Origin of the sequence: Winogradskyella flava, from assembly GCF_014243395.1 — a bacterium.
Taxonomy (GTDB): Bacteria; Bacteroidota; Bacteroidia; order Flavobacteriales; family Flavobacteriaceae; genus Winogradskyella; species Winogradskyella flava.
Map to the genome: position 1 here is coordinate 29160 of NZ_JACLCP010000002.1, position 15346 is coordinate 44505.

8 protein-coding genes are annotated in these 15346 nt (G+C 35.2%); 6 read left to right on the forward strand and 2 right to left on the reverse strand.

The genetic code is table 11. The annotated features are described in order from the left end of the window. Positions 1-220 precede the first annotated feature (220 nt). Together H7F21_RS07330 and H7F21_RS07335 are read right to left on the reverse strand one after the other, a co-directional pair. On the reverse strand, positions 221-2386 hold the full coding sequence (locus H7F21_RS07330) for a hypothetical protein (RefSeq protein ID WP_185788622.1): 2166 nt from the start codon (positions 2384-2386) through the stop codon (positions 221-223). Positions 2387-2390: 4 nt separating this feature from the next. Next, positions 2391-4319 carry a transglutaminase-like domain-containing protein gene (locus H7F21_RS07335; RefSeq protein WP_221892454.1) on the reverse strand — a complete coding sequence of 643 codons (1929 nt, stop codon included), beginning with the start codon at positions 4317-4319 and terminating at the stop codon, positions 2391-2393. 178 nt (positions 4320-4497) lie between these two features. Here H7F21_RS07335 and acs point away from each other — a divergent pair, with 178 nt between their 5' ends. The 6 genes from acs to H7F21_RS07365 all read left to right on the forward strand — a co-directional run bounded on the left by acs (position 4498) and on the right by H7F21_RS07365 (position 15317). Continuing rightward, positions 4498-6408, forward strand: coding sequence for an acetate--CoA ligase (gene acs, locus H7F21_RS07340; protein WP_185788623.1), 1911 nt, complete (start codon positions 4498-4500; stop codon positions 6406-6408). Positions 6409-7227: 819 nt separating this feature from the next. Beyond that, a complete protein-coding gene (locus tag H7F21_RS07345; protein ID WP_185788624.1) occupies positions 7228-7884 on the forward strand; it encodes an HAD family hydrolase in 657 nt (218 codons plus the stop codon). A gap of 11 nt (positions 7885-7895) precedes the next feature. Next, positions 7896-8990, forward strand: coding sequence for an adenylate/guanylate cyclase domain-containing protein (locus H7F21_RS07350; protein ID WP_185788625.1), 1095 nt, complete (start codon positions 7896-7898; stop codon positions 8988-8990). A 352-nt stretch (positions 8991-9342) separates the two neighbouring features. Beyond that, entirely contained in the window at positions 9343-12054 is a 2712-nt protein-coding gene (locus tag H7F21_RS07355; protein ID WP_185788626.1) for a tetratricopeptide repeat protein, read from the forward strand. Continuing rightward, positions 12051-12662: a hypothetical protein gene (locus tag H7F21_RS07360; RefSeq protein ID WP_185788627.1), complete on the forward strand. Its 612-nt coding sequence runs from the start codon at positions 12051-12053 to the stop codon at positions 12660-12662. Before H7F21_RS07355 ends, H7F21_RS07360 begins: the two co-directional genes overlap by 4 nt. A 249-nt stretch (positions 12663-12911) precedes the next feature. Continuing rightward, positions 12912-15317, forward strand: coding sequence for a hypothetical protein (locus tag H7F21_RS07365; RefSeq protein ID WP_185788628.1), 2406 nt, complete (start codon positions 12912-12914; stop codon positions 15315-15317). Positions 15318-15346 lie beyond the last annotated feature (29 nt).

Below are 15346 nucleotides of genomic sequence, written 5' to 3' on the forward strand. Positions count from 1 at the left end.
GCTTAGTTTGAGTCAATAAAGTAATGCAATATGTATCCGTTTATATTTTAAAGTAAAATTAGTTTAAATGTCAGTTCGAGTGATTTTGAGATTATTGAAATCAAAATATCTTTTGATTGAAGATGCCTTAGCGTAACTTAAAAAATCGTATCGAGAACTATTTAAAATCAAAAATTTCACTCGAAATGACGCATTTTCTTATATATGCATAACGATCAATTTATTTTTTCTTCAAAAGAATTTTTTCATTTGAGAATTGATGGGCTTCATCTAAAAACGCCATCATCTTAGACCAGTTTTCGTTAGGCTCAAAGTTGTGCTTGTAATACTTCGACGTTTTAATTTTTAGGATATTATCTTCAACTGCAGCTGTACTCATAAAAGCTCCAGTGTCGTTGTCAATAGATTTATTTAATTTATCCAAACCTGCTACGGTATAACCTTCTGGAATTACAAAGTCAATATTGTAGTTATAACTTCTGGCGTAATCTACATGGACATCGGCAGTTCTCGATCGTTCTTTTTCTTCCAAATCAATTTGGCCACCAATAAGCTTTCCAATTTCAATGATATAGTTTGGTCCAGCTTTCTTTAATAAGGCATTAGTAATACTGAAATTCTCAGTAAATGAAAAGTAGGAATCAAAGGCATAACGTCCTGTAGCATCTATGGTATAGGTATAGTCTTCAAATTCCTCTAAATTGAAATCGGCTTCTGCTGCAGCTTTAAACTTTTCTTCTTGTTTTGTTTGGAGTTTTTCTGCTAGGGCATCCAATTCCTTTTTATATCTGGCCTTGTCTTTTTTACGTCGCATCATCTCGATCCAATTCTTAGTACCGTATTTGGCATAGTCTTCATTAACATAATCATTAAACAGCAAGCGTTCATAAAGTTGTTCTGTTTTAGTATGTCCCTTAAAATGGTTAGCAGATGACACATTAATAGCGGAAAAATCATCACTAAGATTTACGGTAATATCTTTTTTAGTTTCATTGTCTAAATGTGTAGAAACGGGTAATGTTCCTCTCTTAATAACATCAATTTTCTTCTTCGTTGGAGATAATAGATAAACATCTGTACCTTCAATTAGTGGCGAGAATTCGTTGATATTAGTATGAATGCCAAAAAGTTCTGCGTATAGTGGCGTAGGCGTATTCACCCGAATTAGTACATTGACATTATTTTCTAAAAGTAAGTCATCAATGCTACCATCATAACGTTTTTTGGCAACAACGACGTCATATGTAATTTTTTCCCTTTGAAGAAATTCCGTAAAATGACGTACAAATTGCTTTTGATTCTGAATAAACACCGGAATACCATAATTCGTAAAAGGATTATACATAATATTGGCCTCCCTGGCGAAAATAGCTTCTACAAATCGTGTGAGGTAATAGTGGCGCATATAGTAATAAGCAGCTGTTACTTTCTCAGTAGAATTCTCATAGGTTTTCTGTTTAAAGAAATCCTTCACATCACCGATATTGCCATTTGGTCTAAACCTATTTTCATATAGATCTAAAACCTCTTCCTTTGAAACAGATGTTTTTATGATGTCTTCCCTTTCTGGAAGAAAGGCCATGGCTCTGTCTTCAAATTTCCCAGAACGTGCAAAATACACTTGAAACTTATAAGACGGTAATTCCAATAAAGGAAAGAACCATCGTTTGTACTCACTTTTATCAATATCTGAAGCTGATAGTTCATAACGTCTTAAATTTCGTTTTTCAGTTGGTAGTTCCTTTAGTTTTGGAGCACCATTGTATGTGTTGAAATTGATAAAAAAGTCATTCTCTGTCTCTATAAATAGCTTGTAATCTATGATTGGATATTCCTCATTCAATGTGGTTTCAACAGGATCGAAACCAAAGGCATATGTCGATTTAAAAGGTTCTAAGCGATAGAAATAAAAATCAATAATATCACCAATTTCTAAATTGGAAATAGCAATTTTATTTTCACCATCAACTTCAACAGATTCTTCCTCGACGTCAATTTCTATTTCCTTTCCATCTGGCTTCACAATTTTAATCCCCACAAAATTATTTCCCTTTTCTCTCCAAGTGATACGTCCTTTGGTAGATCGAAATCGTTTTTGGAATTTAAACTCAGAAAACTCTTCCACTGCAGCCTTATCCAAGAGTTTAATCCGCTTCCTTATCGAGGTTTTATAGGTGACATTTTTACCAAACTTATGGAAGTCATAGTTAATATTCTTGTAGAGTACCACTGCCGATTCGTTTGTCCATTTTTCTGGAATCTCAGTTGCATTTTTATAGGCATCATTAGCGCCCCAGAAAAAGTCTTTGGCCTCTAGGGCTTCCTTAGATTGCCCAAAGCTTGAAATGGATACAAATAGGAGTAGGACAGTTGAATATAGCTTCATTGATTTAGTTTTTAGTAAGTATAATTTGTTCTTTATAGACAGTGTTAAGTTCTTCGTTGAATGTGTTCCATTCGTCAAAATCCGAAGTCTCAATTTTCGCATTTTTAATCTTGAATACTTTCTTATAGCTCAAAAGACCCGTGGACGTAGTAAATGTTACGGACAAGTCGTAGTTGTCGCTGGAGATATCAATGTCCTTTGGAAGCTGACTTATGTTGTAACCATCTGGAATACTCAAATTTGTAGTGGATTCTAAGTATTTTTTTGAATTAAATATATAGTCGACATCACGTTCCTTAAAATCATAATTGGATAACTCTTTATCGATATCAAGATCAATGTAGATGGAATTATCAAAAGATGATGCAGCATTTTTAATTTCAATATCATAATCCATGGAAACATTAAGGTCTCTGTTGGATAAGTCAGAAGTTTCAATATTAGACACCTTGATGTTACTATTGCCTTTATTTAAAAAATACTCCAAGAACTCTTCCTTCTTGTCGGATTTCAACTGGTCAAAAAAGTAGAGCAAGCCCGATCTGCTTTCACCATTGTAAGTTTTGCTTGCGGTACCTTTTAGCACCTCTTTGTCAAGACTCAGATTGTAAACAAAAGCCTCTTTATTAAATTCGGCATTGCTAACGGGAACTTCTTTTAAAATGTATTTGTCATTATCTTCAATCATCACTTGTTTGCCTTGTATGCGATCAGCATATTCACCAAAGGCATTGAATTTTTCAGTACCATCAAGGAACAAGATATCACCATCTTTAAATAGTGAACAGATCATATGATTGTCTACGGATAAATTTGGTGTGGAATAATCATACGCAATATGCTTGGTACCAATCCATGTTAATCGCGCATCAAAACCAGCTTCAATCAACATTTGCTTCGTAAGATTAGCCATACCCTTGCAATCGCCATATTTCTTATTGAAGACATTTGCGGCTTCATCCGGTTGAAATCCTGCAATACCATCTTCAAAAGCGATATACCTTATATTGTCCTGGACCCAATAATAAATGCTCTTGATTTTCTCTTCATCCGTTTTGGCGTCTTTAATCAACTCAGCAACTTTTGACTTAAAAGGTGTATTATCATTTTTTAAACTCTTGGTCAACGAACTATACCAATTGTACAAATCTTGGGTGGAATTGAATATAGGCTTGGTTTCACCATTCTTGGTATAGGATTTGGCTAATATCAATAAATGCGGATATATATATGTTGGTCCAGGAGCATTAGAGGCTTTTGCCATGGCGGATATATCCTTTAGCTTGTAGATATGCCTCGTGGACTTGCTTTTTGGACTTGGCTCTGTAGTTTTTTCAATATCAAAGCCCTCAAAATTCATCTCCTTTAGTTCAATATCCAACCAATCAGGAATGTCAACACTTATAATTTTATTGGCCGTAGGATATTCATCATTAAAATAGAGTTTGGTAAAATACTTAATGTCTTTGTAGGTCTTTTTGATGTAGGTATTGTAGCGATACCCTTGAATAGGAAAATCAACAGCTGTATACTTTACACGTGCATCATTATGAAATAAATCTTCACTATTATAGGCTTCATCCTTAAAGTAGAATCGTGCCGAGCGATCATTTTTATAGTTGATTTCAAATGCTTCAATGTCTGACTGTCCATCGTAGAAGCAATATTTCTGAATATCAGCACGAGTACTCATATTTATCATTTTCTCTCTCATTTCGTGAGATACGGTCACTTTATTGTGCTTACTATCAAAATCAAAGGATACAAAATCAGTGCTTTCTTCCAAGGCAACATCATCTTCGTCATTATCGAATATGGACTTTAGTTTTTTGGCTTTTGCAATGTCGGTAGCATCGGGTTCTATTTTTCGTTGTGCATTGGTATTTGAGATGGTGATCACAAAAAATAGTAGCGGTAATAAGCGTTTAATCATAGTAAAGTTAATGAGAAGCTAATATATTTAAATGTTGTAGATATCAAAAGGAAATAGCTTAATACGTCCGTAATTTCGTTTACTGGTGTAGTATATAATGATTTTAATCTTGAAGTATTTATGAAGACATATTGCGCTTATTTTATTAAATTCACGTCCAAAATATCTAGAATTTACCATGAGTAACTATCATATTAAGCAGTTTGAAGAATATTTTCAGGTCTATAGAAAATCGGTGCGACATCCTGAAGTGTTTTGGGAAGAAATAGCAGAAGAGCACTTTTATTGGCGAAAGAAATGGGACAATATTTTAAACTGGGACTTTTCAAAACCAGAAGTAAAATGGTTTGAAGGTGCTAAACTCAACATTACCGAAAATTGTTTAGATAGGCACTTACATACGAGAGGTGACAAAACCGCTATTTTATTTGAACCCAATGATCCAAATGAGCCTGCAGAACACATCACTTACAAGCAACTGCATGAACGTGTCTGTAGATTCGCGAATGTGCTTCACGATAAAGGCATTAAAAAGGGAGATCGGGTTTGTATTTATTTACCAATGATTCCTGAATTGGCGATAGCAGTATTAGCCTGTGCAAGAATTGGTGCTATACATTCCGTAGTGTTTGCAGGTTTTTCCTCAACAGCCTTATCGACAAGAATTAATGATTGCGATGCCAAAATGGTAATTACTTCTGATGGCGCTTTTCGAGGACCCAAAACTATTGATTTAAAAGGTATCGTAGATGAAGCGTTAGAAGATTGTCCTGGAGTGGTATCTGTGTTGGTGGCTAAGCGCATTAATTCGGATATCAATATGAAAGAAGGTATGGATGAATGGTTACAGCCTTTATTGGACGAAGCTTATAAGGATTATACGGCTGTTGTTATGGACGCCGAAGATCCTTTGTTTATTCTCTATACCTCAGGATCTACAGGTATGCCTAAAGGAATGATGCACACCACTGCAGGATATATGGTCTACACCGCTTATACCTTTAAGAATGTATTTCAATATCGAGAAGATGATGTGTATTGGTGTACGGCAGATATTGGCTGGATAACAGGACATAGCTATATTGTCTATGGCCCTTTATGCAATGGTGCAACCACGGTAATGTTTGAAGGTGTACCTAGTTATCCAGATTTTGGACGTTTCTGGAATATTGTAGAAAAGCATAAGGTGAACCAATTTTATACAGCACCAACGGCCATTAGAGCTTTGGCAAAACATGGTACAGAACTCGTGGATAAGCACGATTTATCCTCGCTAAAAGTATTGGGAACCGTTGGCGAACCTATAAACGAAGAAGCCTGGCATTGGTACAATGAAAACATAGGTAAAAAGAAAAGCCCTATCGTAGATACATGGTGGCAAACTGAAACAGGAGGTATCATGATTACGCCAATTCCGTTTTCAACACCAACCAAGCCCACTTATGCAACCTTACCGTTTATTGGAATTCAGCCAGCCTTAATGGACGAAAATGGTCAAGAGATAAAAGGCAACCAAGTAGAGGGAAGACTTTGTATTAAATATCCATGGCCATCCATGGCAAGGACGATTTGGGGCAATCACCAACGCTACAAGGAGACCTATTTCTCTGCTTTTGAAAATATGTACTTCACTGGAGATGGTGCCTTGCGCGATGAGGTAGGTTATTATAGAATAACGGGTCGTGTTGATGATGTTATTATTGTATCTGGCCATAATCTGGGCACGGCACCGATTGAGGATGCCATTAACGAACACCAAGCTGTCGCTGAGTCTGCCATTGTTGGGTTTCCTCATGATGTTAAGGGTAGTGCATTATATGGCTACATTACACTAAAAGATGCTGGAGAAACTAGAGACCATGATAATGTTCGTAAAGAGATCAATCAATTGATTACGGATAGAATAGGGCCAATCGCGAAATTAGATAAAATTCAGTTTACAACAGGATTGCCAAAAACACGTTCGGGCAAGATTATGAGACGTATTTTAAGAAAAATAGCATCTAATGACACGAGTAATCTTGGAGATACGAGTACGTTGCTAAATCCCGAAGTCGTTCAAGATATTATGGATAACGTACTTTCTTAAGCAAGACCTGTTTTTAAATCTCCAAATTCCAAATGAACAACAGAAACCTTGGAATTTGGAGTTTGTTTTAATTTTTTTCTGGTCTATTAAAAATGAAAGAAGAGACAGATTGCCACACTCGTTCCTCGTTCGCAATGACATTACAATTTAATTTCGAGTTTATTCTTCAATAACCCATAAACCATCATCATACTTGAAATTCCGATAAGGTCGGAATCTGCTGAAAGCAGAAATAATGAGCTGTATGAAAATTATTACCAGCAGTATCAAGGATGGAAGATATTATCATCATTGAATTTAATAATACTAATGCACTAAAGCGAGAGGTACAGAGTAATTTCCTCTTTCAGCAAAAGACTTTTTGTTTCGTTTTTGGTCTTTCAAAAATGAAAGAATAAAAAAATTATGACCGTTCAGCCTGTCAAAGTCTTATTAATGATAATATATTAGCAGTAATATTCCTTCTCTTCATTTTGTCTTGAAACAAAAGGAAGCAAAAATTCAAAACGATTTTTAGGAAATTGCAAGGCACCATTCGCTAATTCATTAATGTGGTTTTGGTTTTATAATAACAGGATTTCAATCCCTGATTTTCGAGTTTAAAATATCTATGGCTCATTATTTCTTAAAATCGTTGCTTCCGACTATGTCGGAATTCCAAGTGTATGGAAGTTTCTAAATAATATTTGTTTCTTGAAATTCCGATAAGGTCGGAACCTGCTGAACGCAGAAATAATGAGCTTTAAAAACAGTGCTGGTAACCAACTCAAGGATTGGAGATCTAATTAACTTTTTTATCTTCGCCCCAAATTAAAACCAATGCTCAAAGCCGTTTTATTCGACATGGATGGTGTCATAGTAGACACAGAACCTTTACATAGAAAAGCCTATTTCCAAATGTTTCGGGATGTCAATATTAATGTTAGCGAAGACTTATACACGTCATTTACGGGGCAATCGACCATTAATATTTGTAAACGCTTGGTCCAACATTTTCAGCTAAAGGACACACCAGAACTTTTAATGCGTTTGAAGCGTCAGCATTTTAAGTATTTGTTCGAAAATGATACGGATTTAGCCTTAATTGATGGAGTTTTGGAGCTGATTAAAGATTATCATGACAACGGATTAAAGTTAGTTGTGGCCTCTTCGGCATCCATGACTAATATCAATCGGATTTTTGAGCGTTTTGACTTGAACCCGTATTTCATGGGTAAATTCAGTGGTGCGGACTTGCAGCAATCCAAACCACATCCAGAAATTTTTATAAAAGCAGCAGCACACACAGGTTGTGATACGTCCGAGTGCATGGTGATTGAAGATTCTACCAACGGTATAATAGCAGCACACGCCGCAGGCATATTTTGCACTGCCTTTAAGAGTGCCCATTCCACCGGACAAGACTATGCCAAAGCCAATTTGGTAATTTCTAATTTTAAAGAGATTAAATCCACAAAGATAGAATCACTAGTATAATCTAATAAACCATGCTTAGCCCAAAGGTCAAGAGAAATATCAAACGCATCATTCCTTTTGGGATTATCTGGTTATGCACAAGTTTAGTGTTTTTATGGACAGAATATGCGGTCATAGGTACGCCATCTCATACGCCCGAATCTGCTATTTCAATTAGTTTCGAAATCATAGTTTTTGCCAGTATTACCACCTTTTTTATAGGGGCTCTAGTGGGGTTAATAGAATTAGTTTTTTTAAATCGGTTATTTATAAAAAAGAGCTTTAGATCAAAAATTGTCTATAAGTTTCTGTTTTATGCTTTGGTGATGTATGTCATAGTACTTATAGCCTATCTAATAGCGGCAAGTATGGAATTAGATGTGTCCATAAGTGATAGCAAAGTGTGGGATAAATACAAGCTTTTCTTTTTTAGTATTACACATATAAGTACAGTAGTTCAGCTAGGTTTTTCATTACTATTATCATTGCTTTATGCCGAAATAAGCGAGCATTTAGGGCAAAATATTTTGCGTAACTTTTTTACAGGGAAATATCATAAACCTATTTCTGAAGAGCGGATATTTATGTTTACTGATATGAAATCCTCTACAACGATTGCCGAAGAATTGGGCCATGACACCTATTTTAAATTACTGCGTGATTATTATCACGATATGTCTGATGCAATTATAAAGAGTGAAGGGGAAGTTTATCAATATATTGGAGATGAGGTTGTTATTTCATGGCCATTAAACAAAACATCTAAGTCTGTGTCGTGTATTAATTGTTTTTTTAATATGAAAAGCGATCTAAATAAAAGGAAAGATTGGTATATGAAGACCTATGGTTTTTTTCCAGACTTTAAAGCGGCTTTACATTATGGTGAAGTCACTAGTGGCGAAATTGGAGCTTTAAAGAAAGAGATATTTTTCGTTGGTGATGTATTAAACACTACCGCAAGAATCCAGGACCTTTGTAATGCTTATCATACGGATCTATTACTATCGGAACAGCTCGCATCTTTTTTAGAATTGGATAAAACTTACGTTTTAAAACATCTAGGCACTTCTAATTTTAGAGGCAAACAAGAACGCTTAGCCTTGGTAACCCTAGAAGAGCGTGCTTAAAAAAAGCTCAGCAGAGCTATCTGGAAGTTATTGGTAATAAAATATTTGTCTCACGTCTTGCTCACTTATAGGCTTTTATTATCTTTAAGTCCCTTAATTAATAACAGCGACTCATTATGAGGCGCTTTATTTTTTTAACTAATATAAATTTGTCTTATGGGTAACAAAAAGTGTATGAAACCCAACAGTGTGAAAAGAGTTCTTGCAAAACATGTTTATGTTAAGAGCAAGTTATTGGAATATGATAATTGAAGGCTAATTAATCCAACTTAAATGCAACAACACTAAATTATTTTGTAACACACTAAATATGAGATAGATTTATACTAACCAACTAACCATTATTTATAAAATGTATTTTTATTTATACCAAATAGATGAAGATGAAATAAAAAATTGGATTCTTGATTTTTTTTCAGATCATCCTGTTCTGGCCTCAATTTTAATTTCATTTGTTATAATAGCCTATTTCGTATTTCAGAATTTGCCTAAACTAAAGGATTTTTTAGAGAGCTTAGACTTCTTTAAAAAGATATTGACAAGAAATAGCAATGCAGATATTGTAAAGAGTAAGCTTATAGATCATTCTAATAGAATTCCAATAACCAACTCGTCTAACAGGTATATTGAAAATGAGCATAATGTAAATCGATTACTTGAGCTTATTCGAAATGATAATAATCGCATCATTACGGTAACAGGTGAAGCAGGAATTGGAAAAACAAAATTGGTAGAATATGTCAGTACCAACTTACTTAAAAAAGAGTATGTCAACCAAATTTACATGGATTTTGAGAATGTAAATAGTAGAGATTTTACAAAAGCTACAGATACTACAGAAGACATATTAAAAGACACTAAAACAAAGGTTGTTAATAACGCGTTGGGTGCTAAAGAAAGTATTGAAGAGTATGGACATATTGCAAAAGACTACCAAAGACCAACACTTATTTTTATAGACAATTACGAACAAGTATTAGATAATAGCGAACTTAGTTTAAGCATTTTTAATGATATCATTAATCCTTTAGTGGATAATAATCCTCTCATCAAGGTTATTATCACAAGCCGAACAAATATAGAAGAAGCAAGTGTAAATTTTAAAGTACAACCACTATCAAATATTCCGCTAGAAGATCTTAAAGACTTTAAAGGCGACTTAACACAGCATTTCACAGCTATTGAGCTATTTTGTAAACTTTACAATCAAGATAGTGTTCATGATGATAAGGATTATAAAGATGATAAGTTTACCAAAGAACAATTTGAAAATATAGTTATGTTATGCCATAAGGTGTCTAATTTACCCTTAGGTATTCATCTTATTGCCACGTCGAGCGCACATGGAGAAATTTCGTTTGCTGAGATTTTATCAGACTTAAAGTCTCATTTTAATAAGCAAATTCCTAATCTGTTTAGAGAGTTTAGTGATAGGCATAAATCATTATACAATGTGTTTGATTGGACCTATGGATTATTATCAGACTCTGAGAAGGAATTCTATAAGCACCTCATGTATTTTCCAAATGGATTCTTTTTAAATAATCTTCCACATTGGGAGGGTTTTAAAAACCATACTGAGACCAAGCAAAAGGTATTAAAACTTAATAAAGGAAGTTTTTTAAGAGACCAGAAATACCATCCGAGACTAAGAAATCGATACGAAATAATTATTCTATTTAGGGAGTTATTAGGTATTGATACTAAAAATAGCCGTGATAGCTTTTCTAAAGATTATGTACAAGCCATTCATTTAGCCGCTTATAAAAGAGTAAAGGAAATTGATGATTTGATCCATGACAAAAACACTGACATGGCAAATGTAGATTTAATAAAGGAGGAAATAAGATTGGAGTATGAGAATATTACTTACTTTATTGAACAATCTGCTACAACTAACCTAAAATTGGCAGTCGATATGTTGGTAAGTCTTGAGAGAATTCTTAATGAGTTTGGACCTTACATACTATTGGAGGATATGTACGATCCATTACTAAATCGAGTTACTGACCCAGTGCAAAGGGCACGTTTATTAATGTCAAAAGCGAGAGTTTTAAAGAGCACAAAAAATAGAGAAGCTAGTATTCCACCTATAGAAGAAGCTATTGAGCTATTAGAACAAACCGATGTGAAATCTGAAATTTTAGGTGAAGCCTACAGAATAGGAACATATTTATCGAGCCAAATAAGTGGAAATCAACTAACAGATACCATTTTTGATAAATTCAATGATTTAGATGAATCTGATAAAGCAAAACTGGGAGAATTAAATCTAGCGTTTATTACCTTAGAGCAAGCAAAAAAATATGAAAGCTCCGGAAATATGAAATTAGCAATAAGCAGTTTTGATAGAGCCATTTCATTTATGGAAGGTTACAAGGTACAACAAGCTCAAGCTTATAATTTTGTTGGAATGACCTATTGGCGTTATGGCGAATCAAAGAAAGCAGAAAAGTACTTTCTTGAAGCCATAAAAAAGTATAGTGGAATTGGAGAAGAACGATGGATATTAGGCTTTAATACCAACTTAGGACTATTATACTGTGATGAAGGCAATCTTAATAAGAGCTTGGAATATACTCAGAAGGTATCCGAAGCACTTAAAGTCCAAGGACCTTTCGGCTGGTCCATGATAAACATGTTAGGTTTAGGTAGAGTTTATTGCCGTAAACGTAAGACTACTAGTTATTTCAATAAGTCAGAAGAATATTTATTACACAGTTATAGAAACTTAAAGGATATAAAGTATGCAGAATCTGCTATACTGGCATCGGTTGAGTTGGCTGAGCTTTATTATAAATACGATAAATATGACTTGGCTAGAGAGTATTCTGAAAAGAGTATAACGTATGCAAAGGAAGAAGGCTACACTAATTATATGAGATATTTTAGAGCAGTTTGTCTTTTGGGGCTTATCAATGCGAAAGATAAAAAAAATGAAGAATCTTTTCAGAACTTAGAAGAGGCAGAGAATATTCTTAGCCGTATAGAGGACAATAAGTGGTTAACTTATGAACTAACTAAAGAAAGATATAACAGCTTAAAAAAAATACATGCAAAATGAATGACTTAATCCCATATCCTTGGAAGGATTTTTTAAAAGGCAACAACGGTTTTAATTTGTTTGGTTATGGTAGCTTAATAAATCAATTTTCTTCCAAGGAAGCAATTAGTAATTCAACACAGCTAAAACCTGTCATGGGATTTGGGATAAAACGTGTATTAAATTATGATCCAGATGAGAACGTTCGCAGTAGACCTATTTATCAAGATCCAGAGCGAGGTGATGAATATTTTGGTGTGTTCAACATAGAATATTCGGGCAATGGACTGGATAGAGCAAATGGAGTCATGAGAACAGTCGAGCCAAATGATTTCGAAAATTTTGTAAAAAGAGAAGTGGGTTATTCATTAGTTAAAATAAAGTGTCAAGATTTTTATAATCCTAGCTCACCAATTATAGACGCCTATACACTTGTAGCACCAAAAGTATTTAATGGTAGGCAACTAGTAAATAATGAATTATTACCAAATGTACCTTATTATAAAATATGTAGAGAGGGTGCCGCAGAAGTCTCAGATGCGTTTTTACAAGTCTGGTTAGATACGTCTTTTTTAGGCGACGGAAGAGGTGTAAGGACATGGGAACAGGAGGAAGGTCTTGACTTTTAATTTTTTAATTTCTAGGAATACCAACTAACCATTTAATAGAATAATTATACCTTTAGTCTAGTAAAAGCCACTAGTTTTAAAAATGTTAGTAATTTCCATTTTATCCCCTCGAGTACCATCGCCTTAATGGTACCTAATGACATAGTTCGTTGTTGACTGCACGACATGCAATTTACCCTTTACTGGGTATGGTTTGCTTATAGTGCTTGTGCTTAATTTTGAGTATTAATCAACTAAACGCTATGGATTATGAAATTTGTTTCCAAACCTGCAAATAACCTTGGTCATTGGCTGAGCTTGATATTAAAAGAAGTGTCAAATCGTGCCATGTCGGTGATTTTTGTGCTTCTAATATTCATTCTGCTTTGGTTTGTACCTCAAATAAATGATCTTATTCTTGTATTAAACCAAAGCTGTAATCATTGGATTACGACACCGGTTTTCTTTACAACCTTGGTGGTCTTTGCATTTTTTATAAGTGCGCTTGGTGACTATTTTTCCCCTCCAGGACTTAGGCAAACCAACAATGGTATATTCCCAGACTATCCAACTAAAAAAATGTATTATTTCAGGGTGCCAAAAGATGCCATGGAAGTTTTTATCGATGCTAAGATTAGGGGAGTGTATCCTCAAAATGCAACACTTCAAGAAAGTAGCGGACAATATATAAGACGTGTGTTTCCAAAATTGCTCGGAAGCTTATTGATTTTGGTAGCCACCTTTGCTGTCAATCATACATTTACTGAAGTTTATGGCAAAAGCATAGCTGGTGGTAATACCATTTTTTATGTGTTTTTGGTGGCATTCCTGTTGTTGTTGCACCAAAATATTGCGCTATGGATTACGGAGCAATTGGCAAAATTCCCGAAGCTTATCACATACGGACCTATAGTATTAGCGTCTGTCTGTATCGTGGTTATTGTAATATTGGGCTTTTTTAACAGAGGCGGTACAAGGGAAGATTCTGTCCGTTTGTTTTATGCCTTACTATCATTAACTATGCTATTCTTGATATTGTCCTTATCCTACAATACCTATGTGCTATGGTTGAAACAAAAAATAGGAGGTCGATTAATTGTCCTTTGTATAATGTTTATCTTATTGGGATATCTTGCCTTGTTTTTTGACCCTACACTATTTGAAGCTTATTTCACGCCTATTTCGATTATCATGATTTGTTTAATAGGCATTTACACGGCCCTTAATGTGGTTAAGATTTTTGGTAAGCTATTGGATTTACAATTATTGGGCATTACGACTATAATAGCCATTGCATTGGCGACCTATAACGCTGGAAAAAAGGACTTTGATCATTATGAAGCGAGTCATACAAGCGAGATGAAACATCAGCCCTCAGACCGTCTCAGCATAAAGGCATATAGTGAGGCATGGGTTGCGGATCGACTAGAGTTAATAAAGCAGCAAAAGGCAGGTGAGAAGTTCCCCATCATTTTAGTGTCTGCCGAAGGTGGTGGATCTAGGGCGGGCTTATGGTCGTTTTTGGTACAAAGTTATTTGTTTGATCATGACCCAGATTATTTCGAAAAGTACCTTTTCGCCATGACGGGTGCCTCTGGTGGTGGCGTAGGCAATAATATGTTCTATGTGCAGGCCAATGAGTTGTTATCGAACCCCAATGCCAAACCCTTAAAGTTCGATAATTGGTCGCCTAAATATAGTTGCGAAAATGACACTTTAGGTTTTAAATATAGAGCCAGCCGTATCTATAACAACGATTACTTATCGAGTTCCGTCGCTAGCCTTTTGGGTAGGGATCTACTGAAAAGTATCACCAATATTTGTATTGATTATGAAGATAGAGGTCGCATGCTAGAGCAGCAATGGTCTAGTGCATTTAATGAGGTCTTTGACCGAAATGACGACCCTTTAAATAAGGCCTATTTGGATATGATGCCACAAAAAGGGGTTCATGATTATATCCGGCCATTGCTTATTACAAACACAACGGAACTAAAATCAGGAGAGCGCATGGTCATTAGCCCAGTCGCTATTGCAGAAGACAAGAATAACATGGCCGCTTTTAAGGATATGCTGGCGCTATATCCACATAAGGATAAAATGATAAGACGGTCTGCGGCGATGTCTATGAATGCACGTTTTCCTTATGTGAGTCCAGCGGCGCGTATCACAGGTTTAGGGCAGTATGGTGATGCTGGCTATTATAACAATATAGGCGGTGAGGTTACGGTAAGACTAAAAAATGCATTAGTAAAAGCCTTGACCTTGGCTATCGAAAACGATAGTACCATAGCCGATAAATATATAATAAAGCACCTTGTGATCTCCAATTTTGAAAAGCACACGGCGCTGAGCTACAGCAGTCAGCTTTTGGCCCCTTTAAGCTTGGTGGCCAGTGCGACCTTTGCACATCCCAAACAAAATGAAAATAGCTTTTCAAATCTTATAGATATAGAATCCAAACGCGTTAAAATTCCTATAGAAGCCCCAACGGGTATTAGCAAATGGGTACGCTCGTTTACAAGTGATACCGAAACCGATTCCATAGAACCTGTAATTCCATTAGGACGCTATATGTCTAGGGCAGCCGTGCGAGCCTTAGAGTATCGACTAGAAGATAAGGCCGTTGTAGACTGTCTTAATGAGGTCTTAGAAATGCGCAACCCAAATCCATAATCATAACAGCCCTAACCAATTATTTAAAA